We start from the raw sequence: 16,137 nt of genomic DNA, 5'->3' as shown, positions 1-16,137 counted from the left end.
CCCGAAGTTTGACTGGAGAGTGCAATCGTCAGGCCGGCCGCGCCGCGTTGGTGACAACGACGGGGATCAGCAGGTCACCCCAATTGCCATCGCCACCGTGGTGGCGGGACGAGCGGACGAGCTCGACGGAGACGCCGGCTTCGACCGCATTCATGACGGCCTGGTTGAGGCGGTGCAGTTCATTCGCCAGCATGCGGATGACGGCCTGCTGGTCGGTGTTCATGGTGAGAGATTGCTCCTCTGCTCTCTCGCGAACGCGTGCTATCGATGGCATGTCATTCTCCTCCTGTTGAATTGAGTGTTACTCTGCTGCCGGCTTGAACTGCGCGTGCTCGGTCGAGCCATGCATGGCCGTGGTGGAAGACTGGCCGCCGGTGATCGCCAGCGACACGGCGTCGAAATAGCCGGTGCCGACCTCGCGCTGGTGCTTGGTGGCGGTATAACCGTTGGCTTCTGCGGCAAATTCGGCTTCCTGCAATTCGGAATAGGCGGCCATCTGGCGGGCCTTGTAGCCGCGGGCAAGTTCGAACATGCCGAAGTTCAGCTGATGGAAGCCGGCAAGCGTGATGAACTGGAACTTGTAGCCCATCGCGCCCAGCTCGCGCTGGAACTTGGCAATCGTCGCGTCGTCCAGATTTTTCTTCCAGTTGAAGGACGGCGAGCAATTATAGGCAAGCAGCTTGCCGGGATGGACGCGATGCACCCCTTCTGCAAACCGGCGCGCCTGCTCGAGATCCGGCTTCGACGTCTCGCACCAGATGAGGTCGCAATGCGGCGCGTAAGCCACGGCGCGGGCGATGCAGGGATCGATACCGTTTCGGACCTGGTAGAACCCCTCGACCGTACGGCCTGCATCATAATCGACGAAGGGCTGGTCGCGCTCGTCGATATCGGAGGTCAGAAGCTTGGCAGCCTCCGCGTCCGTGCGGGCGACGACCAATGTCGGCACGCCCATGACGTCGGCCGCGAGACGCGCGGCGTCGAGATTGCGGATATGGGCTGCCGTCGGGATGAGAACCTTACCGCCGAGATGGCCGCATTTCTTCTCCGAAGCAAGTTGATCCTCGAAATGGACGCCTGCCGCACCAGCCTCGATATAGGCCTTCATGATCTCGAAGGCGTTGAGGGGGCCGCCGAAGCCCGCTTCGGCATCGGCTACGATCGGCGCGAACCACGTGTCGACCGAAAGGCCCTTGCCCTCGGCAGTCTCGATCTGGTCGGCCCTTTGCAGGGTGCGGTTGATGCGTTTTGCCAATTCAGGGCCGGCATTGGCGGGGTAGAGGGACTGGTCGGGATACATCGCCGAGGCGGTATTGGCGTCCGCAGCGACCTGCCAGCCCGAGAGATAGATCGCCTTCAACCCGGCACGAACCATCTGCATGGCCTGATTGCCCGAGAGCGCTCCGAGCGCATTGACGAAATCCTCTTCGTGAATGAGCTGCCAGAGCCGGTTCGCACCCATCTCGGCGAGCGAGTGGCGAATGGTGATTGATCCACGCAGCCGCTTCACATCTTCGGCGGTATAGGGGCGCTCGACGCCATCGAAACGCCCGCTTGGCGCGCCCGGGATCAGTTTGTAAAAATCTGTCATGACAATCTCCTGATGCTCTTCTATCCGCCGTTTGATCGTTGTGGAATGCATGACTAGATTTACGAAAATTTACCGGAAAGGCCAGAAAAACCAAAAGAGGCTATTAGATAAAAGGGTTATGATGTGCTATCGTTGACAGCGATCTCTAGTAAAGTTGTAAAAATTGTAAATTTTGACTTTCGACGAATCCTGTAAAAGGAATGACAGATGGCTGAGCGCAAGATCTTTGCAGGCCCGCGGGTTCGGCGCATTCGTATGGGGCTTGGTCTGACGCAGACGACCATGGCGCAAGCCCTTGAGATTTCGCCGTCCTATCTCAATCTCATCGAACGCAACCAACGGCCGCTGACCGTCCAGCTGCTGTTGAAGCTGTCGGCCGTCTATAAGATCGACCTCGATGAACTGCAGGGTGAACAGGGCGGCAATGCAGCGCAGTTGCGCGAGATCTTTGCCGATCCGCTGCTGGTCGGTGAAATCCCCGCCGATCAGGAGTTGATCGAGCTTGCGGAAGCCGCGCCCAATGCCGCGAATGGCATGATCCGGCTTTATCGGGCCTATCGCGAACAGGCGGCGCGGCTGTCCGATCTCGCTGAGCTTCTCGGCCGTGAGGGTCGTGTTGCCGATGTCGCCGGCCCGCGCTTGCCGCTCGACGAGGTTCATGACCGGTTGCAGGGTCGGGCGAATTTCTTTGCTGGTATCGAGGATGCCGCAGAAGCCTTTCACACCCGCCTCGCGCCAGGCGACGACATGGCCGGCGCCCTCAAAGCATGGCTGAAAAGTGAGCATGGCATTGCCGTGCGCCTGCTGCCGGTGCGTGCCATGCCGGGTCTGCGCCGGCGCTACGACCGCCATTCCATGCGTCTCTTCCTTTCGGAACGCTTGTCGCCCTTCGATCAGCTTCGGGAGATCGCGACCGAAGTCTCGCTGCTTGTGATGCGCGATGAGATTACTTCTGAACTGGAGGCTCTTGCCCTGTCGACGCCGGAAGCCAAGCGGATCGCCCGCTTCGAGCTGGCGCGCTATGCTTCGCATGCTTTGCTGATGCCCTATGGCGCCTATCTTTCAGCCGCCCAGCGTCTTCATTACGATATCGACGGGCTCAGTGCCCGTTTCGGCGTTTCCTATGAGCAGGCTGCCACGCGCCTGACGACCTTGCAGCGTCCCGGCGCCTCGGGCATCGGCTTTTTCCTGATGGAAATCGATAGCGCCGGCCATCGCCTGCGCAAAGCAGGAGCGCAGGGCTTCCCGCAAGCCCGCTTCGGTGGAGGCTGTCCCAAGCTCAATATTCACTCCGCCTTCGCCCAACCGGGGCAGATACTGGTCGAAGCAGCGGAAATGCCCGATGGGGCGGGTTTTCTGACGATATCGCGCAGCGTCGAAGGCCCTCGGGCGGATTTCGGCGAAAGGGTGCGCCGCACAGCGCTTCTCATCGGCTGCGATATTGCGCATCGCGAGGAAGTCACCTACGGACGTGTGACCGGTTCGGCACCGGTGGCGATCGGTCCGGCCTGTCGGCTGTGCGAGCGTCAGGGCTGTCTGGCGAGGGCGGAACCACCGGTGACGCGCCCTCTCGGTCTCGACGAGATGGCAACGGGCCTCAGTGTATTCGATTTTCAATGATCGCATTGGCTGTCGATGGCGAGGCGGGCTTACCCGGCAGATATAGCATGTTAAAATCTATCGTTTATATGGATAATCCTTGCGCCAATACCGAAGTAAATAGCATTGGATTCCTCGCGCGGCGCGCGCGCCCTCTCTAGGTTCCGCGCAGACAAGGAGTCCGACACCCATGAATTTTGCCAGGCGAACATCTGCTGCCATTTTTGCCGCTGCGCTTTCCTGCGGCGCGCTTTTTACCACGATCGCGCATGCTGACGCGACGCTCGATCGCATCAAGGGTCGCGGCGCGCTGATGGTCGGTGTCATCCTCTCGGGTGCGCCTTTCGGCTATATCGATCCGGCAAGCCAGCAGCAGAAGGGCTATAATCTCGACATCGCCAAGGCGCTCGCCGACAAGCTCGGCGTCAAGCTGGAAACGGTGACGGTGACGCCGCCGAACCGGGTGCAGTTCCTGCAGCAGGGCAAGGTCGATATCCTGATCGCCAACATGCAGTATACCGAAGAGCGCGCGAAGATCCTTGATTACGTGCCGACACCCTATGACCGCAGCGGAGGTGCTGCCGTCGGCCGCAAGGATAGCGGCCTGAACGACTGGAGCGACCTCAAGGGCAAGCCGGTCTGCGTTTCCCAGGGCTCGAACTACACGCAGCCGCTGATCGAACAATATGGTGCCGAAGTGAAGGCGCTGCCGAGCCAGCCGGAATCGCTTCTGGCGCTGCAGGGCGGCAATTGCATCGCCGCCGTGCATGTCGGCGCGACTGTCGGCCTCCTTCTTCAGGATCGTCCGGAAGACTGGAAGGATTATAAGATCCTGTTCCCGACCGAACTCGTTCCCTCGGATTCGGTGATCTGGCTGCGCAAGGGCGATGGCGACACGCGCGATGCGCTCGACAAGGCAATTCTCGAGCTGCATGCCAGTGGCAAGCTGCTCGATTATGCCAAGGCGAACCGCCTGCTCAACACGACCTTTCTGGAAGAAGAACACAAGAAGCTCGAGGCCAAGTGATCTTGTCGGTCGCCTGAGGAGCGGATTGCATGGGGAATTCGATTCTTCAGACCTTCATCAACTGGACTGGCAAGATCGGGCTTCATTACGAATTCCTGGCCAGCGGCTATGAATCGCAGATCTGGCGTGGTGGTTTCATCACCACGCTTTATCTGATTGTGATCCTCATTCCGGTCAGCCTGATTTTCGGCCTGCTGTTCGCGGCCATGCTGACGTCTGGCCGCAAGGCACTCTCTGCGCCGGTCAGAGCATTCATCGAAGTGACCCGGAATACGCCAACGCTGGTGCAGCTGATGTTCAGCTTTCTCGTGCTGAACACCCTTGTTTCCAATGGTCTCGGCGGCGCGCAGCATAATCCTTTGACGCCGTTCTTCTGGGTGATTGCTGTTGTTGGCCTGCATGTGGCCGCACTCCATGCCGATGCGCTCCGCGCCGGTATCGAGGCCGTGCCGGAACAGACTGTAGAGGCCGCCCGCGCCATCGGCTTCACACGCCTGCAAATCCTCCGGTTTGTCTCAATTCCTCTGGCCATCAGGGCTTCGCTGCCGGCGATCGTCAACAACATGATCAATCTGGTGAAGCTGACCACCGTTGGCAATGCGATCGCGGTCAGCGAGATCACCTATGCCTCGATCATGGTCTGGACGCAGCGCGATAATGTCGTCGAGCTGATGATCGTCATTCTGCTGTTCTTCAGCGCCATCAATCTTGCCGTGGCGAGGATCGGGCGCTGGGTCGAGAAGCGGCTTGCCGTGCCGGGCTTCGGGGTCGGCACATGAGCGTCGCAAAACTCTCACCCGCTTCTTCGAGCAACTGGTTGCCCTGGGCGTTTGGCGCTCTGGTCGCGGCGGCTGTCGTCTGGCTTCTCGCTGATCTCTCGCTGCTGCACGTGCTGATCGAATGGCTGCCCTATCTCGGCAGCGGCTTCCTGATGAATATCCTCATCAGCCTGCTCGCAATGGCAGGCGGTACATTGGTCGGCGTGGCGCTCGGCATTCTCGAGCTGACGCCGCTGAAGATCGTCCGTTATCCGGTGGTTGCCTACGTCCAGATCTTCCGCAATGCGCCGCATCTCGTGCTGATCTTCGCCACGACCTATATTTTCCCCTTCGAGATCGTTGTCTTCGGCCACTATCTGCCGTTTCCCGATTGGGTGAAGGCCGTGATCGGACTTGCCATTCCGGCCAGCGCCTATGTCGCCGAGATCACGCGCGGCGCTATCCAGTCGATCCCGACAACGCAGTGGGAGGCGTCGAAAGGGCTCGGCTTCTCCCGGATGCAGGCACTGCGCTGGATCATCCTGCCGCAATGCGCTCGCCGCTCGCTGCCGCCCTGGATGAACCTGTTCGCCTCGATCACCATGGCAAGCGCGCTTGCCTCGCTGGTCGGCGTTCATGAATTGCTGCATGCCGCCACCGACGCCAGCACCGCAGTGCGTCGCCTGGATTTCACCGTGCTTGCCTATCTCGTCGTGATGGCGGCGTTCTTTGCCCTCTGCTATCCCATTTCCAGCCTGACGCGCCGCCTCGAGCGCCGCTTCAAAGCTTAAAGGAGCCGGCATGAGCCAAGCTCAGATCAATCCGATCGTCGAACTGGCCGACGTGCATCTCGCCTTTGGATCGACTGAAGTCCTGAAGGGCATCGACCTCACGGTCGCCCGCGGACAGACTGTTTCGATCATCGGCCCGTCCGGCTCTGGCAAGTCGACGATCCTGCGCTGCATCAACGCACTGGTCGCGCCGCAGACCGGACGGATCACCGTCAACGGCGCGCGCGTGGACCAGATGCGCAGCGAGGCGGAACGCATCAAGCTCAGACAGAAGATCGGCATCGTCTTCCAGCAGTATAATCTCTTTCCGCACCTGTCCGTTCTCGACAACATTACGCTGGCGCCGACGCGCATTCTCGGCGTCAACAAGACCGAGGCCGAACGTCACGCCCGCGATCTGCTGGCGCAGGTCCGCCTGTCCGAGAAGGCGGGCGTCTATCCCGGGCAGCTTTCCGGCGGCCAGCAGCAGCGCGTGGCGATCGCTCGCGCTTTAGCGATGCGACCCGATCTTGTGCTGTTCGACGAGGTGACTTCGGCGCTCGATCCAGAGACCGTCGGCGAGGTGCTTGCCGTTATCCGCGATCTCGTCAAGGAAGGCATGACCAGCATTCTGGTGACGCATGAAATGCGCTTCGCCGAAGAGATCAGCGATGTCGTCGTCTTCACCGAGAATGGCCTTATCGTTGACCAGGGGGCGCCCGAGGATATCTTCCAGAAGTCGACGAACGCGCGCATTCGTCGCTTCGTCAACGGGCTTGCCGGCGGGCGCAATTCGCTGGAATACGGCGAAGGCATTTGAAGGGATCGATGATGGAAAAGACTTTCCCGCTGACCACCGCCTTTGCCGAGGCCATCGTCTCCGCCGAACCGTTGAAGGATAAGGCTGCCGTTGCCGCCGCACGCAAGGCAATCGTTGATTGGCTTGCTTGTGCCTTCGGTGGCGCTGATGATCGCACGACGCGCATCCTTTTGGAGCAGCTGCCGGCAGGTGCAGGTGAGGCCGTCATCATCGGCCAGGGACGGCGTGCCGATGCGCTGACTGCTGCCTTGGTCAATGCCCATGCCGGCCATGTGCTCGATTATGACGATGTGCATGCGAGCGTGCGCGGGCATCCGACGACGGTGATCGTACCAGTGCTGCTCGCGCTGGCATCGGAAGAGCGGCTGTCGGCCGACCAGTTGATCGCCGGTTATATCGTCGGCCTCGAGACCATGGCGCGTCTCGGCCTTGCGATCGGCATGCGCCATTACGAGAACGGCTTTCACGCGACTGCGACGCTCGGCACCATCGCCGCGGCCGCAGCCGCCGCGCATGTGCTCGGCTACTCGGTCGAAGAGACTGCCACGGCGCTGGGCCTTGCCGCCACGCATTCGAGCGGCTTGCGTCTGCAGTTCGGCCACGATGCCAAGCCCTATCACGCCGGCATGGCGGCTCGCTCCGGCCTGCTGTCTGCCAAGCTCGCAAAGGCAGGCTTCGGCGGCGCAAAGGATTTTCTCGACAATCCGATCGGCTTCTTTTCGGCCTTCGCGTTTGGCGAAGAGCGGCCGCAGGCGGCGGTGGAAGGTTGGGGCGCTCCCTGGCAGATCGTTACTCCGGGGCTGACGCTCAAGGCGTTTCCATGTTGCACGGCCAGCCATCCGGTCGGCATGATCGGCCTCCAATTGCATGGTGAAGGGCTGAATGCCGAAACGATCGAAGACGTGGTCATCACCTTCCCGCCGGGTGGTGACGCCGCGCTGGTCGTTACAAATCCCACCACTGGCATCGATGCCCGCTTCAGTGCCGAATATGTCTTCGCCACCGCCTTGGTCGATGGCGCGCTGAAGATCAGCCATTTTGGCGAGACGCCGGTGCGCGACGATCTGATGGTAATCGCACGGCGCGTTCGCCGCCGGCACGATGAGACGGCCCCGCGCATGTCCAACGATCCGAAGACGCGCTTCGTCATTGCCGAAGTGACGCTCAGGGACGGAAGCCGGCTGGTCCGCGAGTTCAAGGGCTTGCCGGGTTTGAGCGATCCGACTGAAAAATTCCACGATGCGACGGGCAATCACCCGTCCGTATCGGCCATTCCCGAACTTGTGAGGACCATGCGCAGCGAGGACGATCTTCATCGTCTCATCGCGCTTTTGGCTCACCGTCCGAATTGATCTTCTTCCAAGAAACGCAAGGCATCTATCCATGAGCACGACACGCAAGATCCATCTCGGCCTTTTCCTGCAGGGTGCCGGTCATCATGTGTCCGGCTGGCGCCATCCGGAGGCGGAGGCCGGCAGCGAGAATTTCGATCTCCTGCGCCGGGTCGCGCAGATCGCGGAAGCCGCCAAGTTCGACATGCTGTTCCTGGCCGATGGCCTGACGAGTGGCCTCGATGCGCATCCATCGATGATCGCCCGTTTCGAGCCGCTGACGCTGCTGGCCTCGCTCGCCATGGTGACGGAGAAGATCGGCCTTGCCGCCACCGCCTCCACCACCTACGGCGAACCCTATCATCTGGCCCGCGCCTTCGCCTCGATCGATCATCTGAGCCACGGCCGCGCCGCCTGGAACATCGTCACGACCTCCTATGCGCGCACGGCGGCCAATTTCTCCAAGAGCCATCCGGAGCATGACGAGCGTTACGCGGTGGCCGAAGAGTTCGTTGATGTCGTCCGCGGTCTCTGGGACAGCTGGGCCGACGATGCTTTTCCGAAGAACAAGGAAAGCGGCGTCTATGCTGATCCTGCCAAGGTGCGGGTGCTCGACCACGCCGGCAAATATTATTCGGTCAAAGGACCGCTGAACATCCCGCGCTCGCCGCAGGGCCATCCGATCCTCATTCAGGCGGGTTCCTCCGGCCCCGGCCAGGATCTTGCCGCGCGTACCGCCGATATCGTCTTTACCGCCCAGCAGAGCCTCGACGAGGCGCAGGCGTTTTATAAGAGCCTGAAGGGCCGCGTCGTCGGCTTCGGGCGCAGTGCGGACGATGTCGCTGTCATGCCCGGCTTCCTGCCCGTTATCGGCAGGACGGTCGCCGAGGCGCGCGAGAAGCTCGACGTGCTGAACCGCTGGACTGACATCAAGAGCGCCATGCCGTTGCTGGAAGAGCGCATTGGTCATAGCCTGGCCGAATACGATCTCGATGGCCCGTTGCCCGACCTGCCGATCTCGGATCAGCTGCGCAGCCGCGCCGAGCTGTTGACCGAGCTTGCCCGCCGAGAAAAGCTGACGATCCGCGAGCTTGCCCTGCGCGTTGCTGCCGGCCGCGGCCACCACATCGTGCTCGGCACGGCCGAAGAGATTGCCGATCGCATGCAGCTATGGTTTGAAAACGGCGCTGCGGACGGTTTCAACGTCATGCCGCCCTTCTTCCCCGCCGGCCTTGAGGATTTCACCCGTGAGGTCGTGCCGATCCTGCAGGATCGGGGCCTCTTCCGCCGCGACTACGAGGGCACGACGCTGCGCGATCATCTTGGTCTCAAGCGGCCTGCCTGGGCGTGACGGTCGCCGAGGCGTTAAGCCTCGGCTCCAGGTCATTTGCTGAGATCAAGCGTACAGACCGAACTGGGCGTTATGCAGTCGGGCATAGGCTCCGCGCCGAGCAAGCAGCTCGTCATGTGAGCCCTGCTCGACAATACCATTGTCGCCCATGACGATGATGCGGTCGGCATTGCGGATGGTCGACAGCCGGTGGGCGACTACCAGTGTCGTGCGCCCCTTCGCGAGCTCCAACAGCGCCTGCTGGATGGCATATTCCGTTGCCGTATCCAGCGCCGAGGTGGCTTCATCGAGAATGAGGATCGGCGGATTCTTGAGGAAGATGCGGGCAATCGCCAGACGCTGCTTCTGCCCGCCCGAAAGCTTGACGCCACGCTCGCCCGTTGGTGTGTCGAGGCCGGCGGGCAGGGAGCGCACGAATTCATCGAGCGAAGCGCGCTGCAACGCCTTCATGATATCCTCATCCGTCGCGCCCAGCCTTCCATAGGCGATATTTTCGCGAATGGTCGAGCCGAATAGGAAGACGTCCTGCTGCACGATGCCGATCTGGCTGCGCAGCGAGGCCTGCGTCATGTCGCGGATATCGATGCCGTCAATGGTGATGCTGCCTGATGTCACGTCGTAAAAGCGCGGCAGCAGCGAGCAGATGGTCGTCTTGCCGGTGCCGGAGGCGCCGACAAAGGCGACGGTCTCGCCGGCTGCGATTGTCAGGTTGAGATCCTTGAAAATCGTAGTCTGATCCGAATAGCCGAAGGCGACGCTGTCATAGGCGATGTCACCTTTCAGATTGGCGACTGCGATAGCGTTCGACCTGTCGGCAAGGTCCGGTTCCGTATCGATCAGGGAGAGGAAGCGTTTGAAGCCTGCAATGCCCTTCGGATAGGTCTCGATGACGGACGTGATCTTGTCGATTGGGCGGAAGAAGACATTGATGAGCAACAGGAAGCTGACGAATCCGCCATAGCTCAGCTCTCCCGAGATGACGAACCAGGTTCCCGCCATCATGACGACGAGCTGCACCAGGCGCGTGCTGAAATAGCTGAGCGCTATGCTCGCCGTCATATAGGCATAGCCATCCAGTTTGGTTGCCTTGTAGTCTTCGTTGTCGCTGGCAAATAGCTGGCTTTCATATCGCTCGTTGGCGAAAGCCTTGACCACGCGGATGCCGCCAACCGTTTCCTGCATGCGGGTATTGAAGTTGCCGACCTTGCCGAACAGGCTGCGCGAATTCACGGTCATCTTGGAGCCGTAGCGGCTGACCAGCCAGGTCATGAACGGCACTATGGTCGTCGTCAGCAGCGCCAGCTTCCAGTGCACGCTGAACATCAGCAGGAAGGCGCCGATGAAGGTCATGATCGCGATGAACAAGTCCTCTGGGCCGTGATGGGCGATTTCGCCCACTTCCTCGAGATCCTTGGTGACGTGAGTGATCAGATGGCCGGTGCGGTTGTTGTCGAAGTAACGGAAGGACAGCTTCTGGATATGGTCGAAGGCCTGGCGGCGCATATCGGACTCGATCGAGATGCCGAGCGCATGGCCCCAGTAGTTGACGGTCGCGGAGAGGCCGGTGTTCATCGCGTAGACGACGAGCAGCAAAGCGGCAGTGCCGAAAATCAGGCCCCAGTCGCGGCTCGGCAGCAACTGATCGATGAAGAGCTTGACCGCCAGGGGAAAGCCGAGTTCGAGCAAGCCCGCGAGCACGGCGCAGCCGAAGTCGAGGAAAAACAGCCGCTTGTAACGGGCATAATAGGAGAAGAACCGACGTAGCATGGATGCCCTCCATGGGCACACTGAAGAGGATATGATGGGAGAAGAACGGGCTGAACAGCAGCCCGGGTTCGGCGTCGCCGTCCAGCGCTAATGGGTGCTGAAATTTCTCATCGGGCGATCCTCCTGCTTGAGTCGCGGAATTTTTATAATCCACGCTCGCATTGGTGTCACCCCCAGAAACAGGGGATGACGGCACTCCATGTCTCGAAGTGAAGCCTGTGATTTACGATAGCTTCGGTGCCATGCTCGCCAGGCGCGCGATGACATCGGCGCGTGTCGGCGCGCCCGATCGCCCGCCGAATATCTCACACTTGATTGCGGCAGCCACCGAAGACAGTTGGATGGCCTCGGCAGGCGCTTTTCCTTCGGCAATGGCAAGCGCAAAGGCGCCATGGAAGATATCGCCGGCCGCCAGCGTGTCGACAGCCTTGATGGCGATTGTCGGGCTATGTCTGATGTCATTGCTTTGGTCGTCGCACCAGAAGCTGCCCGCAGCACCCGCCGTAACGCAGATGAAGGTCTGGCTGAACCTTTGCTTCAAAAGACGGGTCATCTCGACGAAATCGGTGATCCCGGTGAGGCGTTGCGCCGCCGGTTCGGAAAAGACGATGTGGGTGGCTTCCGGCGCGAGCTGCTCGATGATGCCGTCCGGCGCGACATCGCCGTCGAGGATGGCCGGCTTTCCGATCTCTCTTGCCGCTTGCAGAACCCTGAGCGCCAGAGCCGGCCAGCGGACGTCGACAAGCACGGCGTCGAAAGCGGCGATCTCCTCCGGCGTGAAGGTTTTGAGAGTGTGATGCAGTTTCGGGTCGTAGAACGGAACGATCAGCCTTTCACCCTCATCGTCCACAAGGATTGTCGCCACGGCAGATTGTGCGCCTTCCGCACGGAGCATGCCTTCGGTGGAGATGCCGGCGCCACTCAGTTCGCGGAGGATGCGTTCGCCCGTCGCGTCGTTACCCACTGCTCCCCACAGGCTTGCCTTGCCGCCAAGCCGCGCAACTGCGAAAGCCGCGCTCGAGGCCATGCCCTCGGCGATCTGCAGCATGTCATAAGGCAGGACCTTGCCCTGGCCGGATGGCAGCGTACGGACGCGAAACAGCGTATCAAGAACGGCTGCTCCGACGCAGAGAACGTGCTTCGGCGTGCCCGCCGGCGGATCGAAAACAGTTGAGAAGGTCAAGGCCGGTTTCCACTCGTTTTGTCGAAGTCACACATGCTGGCCTAGTCGATGGCGACATAGGTCCTGTCACCAAGCCACGCCTGCAGGCTCTCTATGTCGGCCGATAGCATGGATCCGATCCCGTCAGAAAGGGGAGGTCGGTCATTTGACCGCGCCGGCGGTCAGGCCCGCGATGATCTGCCGCTGCGCAAACATCGTCAGCACGAGCACCGGCAGCGTCACGATGAGGGCGGCTGCGGCAAGCGGCCCCCAGCTCACTTGCTCGAAGGAGAGCATATTGTAGACGGCGACGGGCAGCGTGCGGGTCTCGCGGCTGGCAAGCACGATGCCGAAGACGAAGTTGTTCCAGGAGAAGATGACCGAGAGGATGAAAGCAACGACAATGCCGGGCCGCGCGATCGGCAATGCGATGAGGCGAAAGACCTGCCAGGGGGTGGCGCCATCGATGCTCGCGGCCTCTTCCAGCTCCATCGGTGTGGTCTCGAAATAGCCGATCATGATCCAGACAACGATCGGCACGGTGACGACGAGATGGATGATGATCTGCGGCCACAGCGTCCCGAGCAGATTGAGCCATTGGAACAGCAGGAACAGCGGAATGAGGAAGGAGAGGCCGGGCGTCATGCGGGCGATCATGATGACGATCGCCGACTTCTCCGCCTTCAGCCGCGCGATGCCATAGCCAGCCGGCACGCCGATGATGAGCGCGAGCAGTGTGGCAGCCCCCGTCACCAATACGGAGTTCCAGAAATAGAGGAAGAAGTTGTTTTCCTGGAATACCTGGACGTAGTTCGACCAGGCGAAACGATCCGGAATGAGAATCGGCGGATAGGCGCCATTGTCGATCTCGTATTTCAGCGACAGCGAGATCATCCAGAGGAAGAACAGGACGACCGGCGAGACCATGACCAGGGCCACGAAGAAGAGGCCGATGCGGTTGAGTGTCGAGCGCTTCATATCAATGGCCCTCCGCGTCGGTCCATTTTGTCCGCTGGCGCATCATCAGCAGCATGAAGGACAGTGCGACGATGACGATGAAGAACACCACCGCCATGGCCGAGCCATAGCCGATGTCGTAATAGGCAAAGGCGGTGTTGTAGAGATAGATGTTGATGGTCTCGGACGCCGTTCCCGGTCCGCCCTGGGTCATCGCATAGATGATGTCGAAGCTCTTGATGGCATCGATGCCGCGGATGATGACGGCGATCATCAGGAAGGGTGAGATCATCGGCAGCGTCAGGTAGCGGAACTTCTGCCAGGCATTGGCGCCATCGATCTCGGCGCTCTCATAGGGTTCGCGCGGCACTGAGGCGAGGCCGCCGAGCACGATCAGCATGACCAGCGGCGTCCATTGCCAGACCTCGACCAGAACGAGCGAGGGAATGACGCTCATCTGATTGTAGATCCACTCCTGCGGCCCGATGCCCACAAGCGACAGCAGGTAGTTGAGCACGCCGAGCTGGGGGTGGAACATCATAGTCCAGACGAGTGCCACAGCAACCGGTGTCGCCATCATCGGCATGACGAAGACGCCGCGCAGGAAGCCGCGCAGTGGAAAATTCGCATCGAAGATCAGGGCCGCCAGCGTTCCGAATATCAGCGGAGCGACGACTGACAGCACGGTATAGAGGACCGTGTGCCAGAGCGACTCCCAGAAGCGCAGATCCGTCGCCAACCGGACGTAATTGTCCCAGCCGATGAAGCTCTGCGATTGGCCGAGCGTCCATTTGTTCACGCTCATCCACAGGGTGAAGACCCAGGGGAAAACGATGACGGCCGCAATCACGATTAATGCCGGAATGACGAAAGGCCAGTAGTTGGGAACAAGCCTTTTCGGCTTGCTCCTCTTCTCAACTGTCGCCGCTCTCGTATCTTCGATGCTCACGGAGGCCATTATCCCTCGCTTCGCGCCAGCACCGGCTCGAATTGCGCCGTTGCCGTCTTCAGTTCGCTTGCCGGGTCGGCGCCGCCGATCATGTTGGTCAGCGCCACGCCGTAGATGTCGCGGAACTCGGTGACGGGGATGATGACGGGAAGTGCAAGCTGCGAGACCTTGGCGGAGCCGGCAACGGCGTCCAGCCACGGGCCGGGCATTTTGACGCCCTCACGGACCTTCTTATCCTCGAGAATGGACTGGCGGAACGGAACGCCGGCGCCGGCCTGTAGCAGGCGTGCGCCCATATCGTGGGAGATCGCCCATTGGCAGAAGAGATAGGCGGCTTCCTTCTTCTGGCTGGCAGCGGTCACGCCGATGCCGTCGCCGGTGGTTGCCGCGGCCTGTGCGTTCGGTCCCTTCGGCATGACGCCATAGCCGACCTGGCCGACGACGCGGGACTTTTCCGGATTTTCGATCGGCGGCGCAAAGCCGACGCCATCAAGCCACATGCCGATCTTGCCCTGCAGGAAGGCCGATTGCGCTTCGGCCCAGTTGAAGCCGGAAACGCCGGGAGGAGCCGATTTGGTCATCAGGCGCTGATAGAGAGCCGCGGCATCCACGGCGGCCTGCGATGTCGTCTGCAGCTTGCCGTCGGGCGAAAGCGGCGTTCCGCCGTAGCCGAGCATGAAGGTCGTCCAGACTGGCGCATTGGCGTTCTTGAGGCCGCGTGCGACGAAGCCGTAGGTGTTTGTGGACTTGTCGGTCAGCGCCTCGGCAGCCTTGGCCATGTCCTCGAAGGTCTCGGGATAGGCAAGGCCTTTCTTTTCGAACAGGGTCTTGTTCCAGTAGACGATCCAGTAATCCACCGAGAAGGGCAGGGAGCGCATGACGCCGGTGGAATCCTTGGCGAATTTCAGGCCCGCCTCGGCAAAATCGCTTTCCGTCAGCGACGGATCGGTCAGGGACGGGTCCTTGAGGAAGCCGCTGATATCGGCAAGCCAGCCACCCTTTTCGAACTGGCGTTTCTGGACGTGGTAGCTCAGGTGGACGACGTCGAAGCTCGGCTTGCCGGTGCTCAGTTCAATGGTCGTCTTCTGGCGCTGCTGCTGTTCCGGGGTCGCCTCGGCGTTGACCTTGATCCCCGTCAGCGCCTCGAACTCGCTCAGGTATTTGAGGAGCGTATCGCTGCGCGGGCTCTTGATCAGGTTGACTTCGAGCGTCGTGCCGGAAAAGCGCTTCCAGTCGACGGCGGCCGATGCGGTGCGGACGCCCAGCAAGCTTGCGGCGCCAAGCGCTGCCGTGCCGGCCATGAAGCCGCGACGCGTTGGATTGAACAATGACGATGACATGCTGTTCCTCCTCCTTTGGCCGAAAATCTCCTCATTCGCGGCCTTGTTTATTCAAAATTTCAATGCGCGGTCTCGTGCTCCGTTGATATGGGAGGCAAGTGCGGCAACGGCTTCCTCGGCCGATCGTCGCTGGATCGCTTCAAGCACTTTCAGGTGCTCGCTCATGACGGGTCCGACATGTCCGTTGATGCGGAATCTGTCCTGGCTGATCAGGCGCATCTTGATGGAGTTGACCCGGTAGGCATTCGAAATGATGGTATTTCCCAGCGCATCAATGAAGGCGTCGTGCATGCCCCAATCGACGGATTGAGCGTGAAGTTCGAGTTCCTGCGACGTGTCGCCTGAACGGATGGCATCGGCGATATCGCGATGATCTTTCATCAGCTTGGCAATCGTCTCGTCGGACGCCGAATAGGTAAAAAGCGCGACGGCTTCCTTCTCCAGGAAGATGCGAAGCTGGAATGCCTCGCGGATCAGGTCGAGATCGATATGGGCGATCTGCAGCCCGCGCTGCGGCACCGTCTTGATCAGCCCTTCGGCTTCGAGGCGGGGGATCAGCTCGCGGATGGCTCCAAGCGTCAATCCCGTCAGTTCGACAAGCCGTCTTTGCGAGATGAACTGGCCAGGCCGAACGTCGCGCGCCAGCAGATGGCGCGTGAAGCTCTCATAGGCTTTCTCTCTCAAGGTCGGCTGTTCTGTTCCATCCATCGGCGGC

General features: G+C 60.8%; 15 protein-coding genes. 7 read left to right on the top strand and 8 right to left on the bottom strand.

Going from position 1 to position 16,137, the window contains the following annotated elements; translation table 11 throughout:
- Window positions 1–28: 28 nt before the first annotated feature.
- On the bottom strand, window positions 29–274 hold the full coding sequence (locus tag A6U86_RS17590) for a hypothetical protein (protein WP_068393668.1): 246 nt from the start codon (window positions 272–274) through the stop codon (window positions 29–31).
- A gap of 27 nt (window positions 275–301) precedes the next feature.
- A complete protein-coding gene (gene aceA, locus A6U86_RS17585) occupies window positions 302–1,591 on the bottom strand; it encodes an isocitrate lyase (protein ID WP_068394078.1) in 1,290 nt (429 codons plus the stop codon).
- Window positions 1,592–1,798: 207 nt separating this feature from the next.
- Here aceA and A6U86_RS17580 point away from each other — a divergent pair, with 207 nt between their 5' ends.
- The 7 genes from A6U86_RS17580 to A6U86_RS17550 all read left to right on the top strand — a co-directional run bounded on the left by A6U86_RS17580 (window position 1,799) and on the right by A6U86_RS17550 (window position 9,247).
- Window positions 1,799–3,211: a short-chain fatty acyl-CoA regulator family protein gene (locus A6U86_RS17580; RefSeq protein ID WP_068393666.1), complete on the top strand. Its 1,413-nt coding sequence runs from the start codon at window positions 1,799–1,801 to the stop codon at window positions 3,209–3,211.
- A 169-nt stretch (window positions 3,212–3,380) separates the two neighbouring features.
- On the top strand, window positions 3,381–4,217 hold the full coding sequence (locus tag A6U86_RS17575) for a transporter substrate-binding domain-containing protein (RefSeq protein ID WP_068393665.1): 837 nt from the start codon (window positions 3,381–3,383) through the stop codon (window positions 4,215–4,217).
- A 29-nt stretch (window positions 4,218–4,246) separates the two neighbouring features.
- On the top strand, window positions 4,247–4,996 hold the full coding sequence (locus A6U86_RS17570) for an amino acid ABC transporter permease (protein ID WP_068393663.1): 750 nt from the start codon (window positions 4,247–4,249) through the stop codon (window positions 4,994–4,996).
- Window positions 4,993–5,766, top strand: coding sequence for an amino acid ABC transporter permease (locus A6U86_RS17565; protein ID WP_068393661.1), 774 nt, complete (start codon window positions 4,993–4,995; stop codon window positions 5,764–5,766). The genes A6U86_RS17570 and A6U86_RS17565 overlap by 4 nt, the downstream gene beginning before the upstream one ends.
- Window positions 5,767–5,776: 10 nt before the next feature.
- Window positions 5,777–6,565 (top strand): amino acid ABC transporter ATP-binding protein, encoded by a 789-nt coding sequence (locus tag A6U86_RS17560; protein WP_068393659.1) that lies wholly within the window; start codon window positions 5,777–5,779, stop codon window positions 6,563–6,565.
- 11 nt (window positions 6,566–6,576) lie between these two features.
- Window positions 6,577–7,917: an MmgE/PrpD family protein gene (locus A6U86_RS17555; RefSeq protein ID WP_068394076.1), complete on the top strand. Its 1,341-nt coding sequence runs from the start codon at window positions 6,577–6,579 to the stop codon at window positions 7,915–7,917.
- 31 nt (window positions 7,918–7,948) lie between these two features.
- Window positions 7,949–9,247: an LLM class flavin-dependent oxidoreductase gene (locus A6U86_RS17550; RefSeq protein WP_068393657.1), complete on the top strand. Its 1,299-nt coding sequence runs from the start codon at window positions 7,949–7,951 to the stop codon at window positions 9,245–9,247.
- A gap of 45 nt (window positions 9,248–9,292) precedes the next feature.
- Here A6U86_RS17550 and A6U86_RS17545 read toward each other — a convergent pair whose 3' ends face one another.
- The 6 genes from A6U86_RS17545 to A6U86_RS17520 form a co-directional block, all read right to left on the bottom strand.
- Window positions 9,293–11,014, bottom strand: a complete 1,722-nt coding sequence (locus A6U86_RS17545) for an ABC transporter ATP-binding protein (protein ID WP_068393654.1) — start codon at window positions 11,012–11,014, stop codon at window positions 9,293–9,295.
- Between the two features lie 223 nt (window positions 11,015–11,237).
- On the bottom strand, window positions 11,238–12,197 hold the full coding sequence (locus tag A6U86_RS17540) for a sugar kinase (protein ID WP_068393652.1): 960 nt from the start codon (window positions 12,195–12,197) through the stop codon (window positions 11,238–11,240).
- 141 nt (window positions 12,198–12,338) lie between these two features.
- Window positions 12,339–13,154 (bottom strand): carbohydrate ABC transporter permease, encoded by an 816-nt coding sequence (locus tag A6U86_RS17535; protein WP_068393651.1) that lies wholly within the window; start codon window positions 13,152–13,154, stop codon window positions 12,339–12,341.
- Window position 13,155: 1 nt separating this feature from the next.
- Complete coding sequence (locus A6U86_RS17530; RefSeq protein ID WP_068393650.1) at window positions 13,156–14,091, bottom strand: carbohydrate ABC transporter permease; 936 nt, start codon at window positions 14,089–14,091, stop codon at window positions 13,156–13,158.
- A complete protein-coding gene (locus A6U86_RS17525) occupies window positions 14,091–15,422 on the bottom strand; it encodes an ABC transporter substrate-binding protein (protein ID WP_068393648.1) in 1,332 nt (443 codons plus the stop codon). The genes A6U86_RS17530 and A6U86_RS17525 overlap by 1 nt, the downstream gene beginning before the upstream one ends.
- Window positions 15,423–15,473: 51 nt before the next feature.
- Complete coding sequence (locus tag A6U86_RS17520) at window positions 15,474–16,130, bottom strand: GntR family transcriptional regulator (protein WP_068393646.1); 657 nt, start codon at window positions 16,128–16,130, stop codon at window positions 15,474–15,476.
- Window positions 16,131–16,137 lie beyond the last annotated feature (7 nt).

The organism is Rhizobium sp. AC27/96, from assembly GCF_001692325.1.
Lineage (GTDB): Bacteria > Pseudomonadota > Alphaproteobacteria > Rhizobiales > Rhizobiaceae > Rhizobium.
This window is presented reverse-complemented; position numbering and strand designations above follow the sequence as displayed.

Bases quoted from the DNA above. Each gene is read 5' to 3' on its own strand.
- A6U86_RS17590 (WP_068393668.1), bottom strand. From the start codon at position 274: ATGCCATCGATAGCACGCGTTCGCGAGAGAGCAGAGGAGCAATCTCTC.
- aceA (WP_068394078.1), bottom strand. From the start codon at position 1,591: ATGACAGATTTTTACAAACTGATCCCGGGCGCGCCAAGCGGGCGTTTC.
- A6U86_RS17580 (WP_068393666.1), top strand. From the start codon at position 1,799: ATGGCTGAGCGCAAGATCTTTGCAGGCCCGCGGGTTCGGCGCATTCGT.
- A6U86_RS17575 (WP_068393665.1), top strand. From the start codon at position 3,381: ATGAATTTTGCCAGGCGAACATCTGCTGCCATTTTTGCCGCTGCGCTT.
- A6U86_RS17570 (WP_068393663.1), top strand. From the start codon at position 4,247: ATGGGGAATTCGATTCTTCAGACCTTCATCAACTGGACTGGCAAGATC.
- A6U86_RS17565 (WP_068393661.1), top strand. From the start codon at position 4,993: ATGAGCGTCGCAAAACTCTCACCCGCTTCTTCGAGCAACTGGTTGCCC.
- A6U86_RS17560 (WP_068393659.1), top strand. From the start codon at position 5,777: ATGAGCCAAGCTCAGATCAATCCGATCGTCGAACTGGCCGACGTGCAT.
- A6U86_RS17555 (WP_068394076.1), top strand. From the start codon at position 6,577: ATGGAAAAGACTTTCCCGCTGACCACCGCCTTTGCCGAGGCCATCGTC.
- A6U86_RS17550 (WP_068393657.1), top strand. From the start codon at position 7,949: ATGAGCACGACACGCAAGATCCATCTCGGCCTTTTCCTGCAGGGTGCC.
- A6U86_RS17545 (WP_068393654.1), bottom strand. From the start codon at position 11,014: ATGCTACGTCGGTTCTTCTCCTATTATGCCCGTTACAAGCGGCTGTTT.
- A6U86_RS17535 (WP_068393651.1), bottom strand. From the start codon at position 13,154: ATGAAGCGCTCGACACTCAACCGCATCGGCCTCTTCTTCGTGGCCCTG.
- A6U86_RS17530 (WP_068393650.1), bottom strand. From the start codon at position 14,091: ATGGCCTCCGTGAGCATCGAAGATACGAGAGCGGCGACAGTTGAGAAG.
- A6U86_RS17525 (WP_068393648.1), bottom strand. From the start codon at position 15,422: ATGTCATCGTCATTGTTCAATCCAACGCGTCGCGGCTTCATGGCCGGC.
- A6U86_RS17520 (WP_068393646.1), bottom strand. From the start codon at position 16,130: ATGGATGGAACAGAACAGCCGACCTTGAGAGAGAAAGCCTATGAGAGC.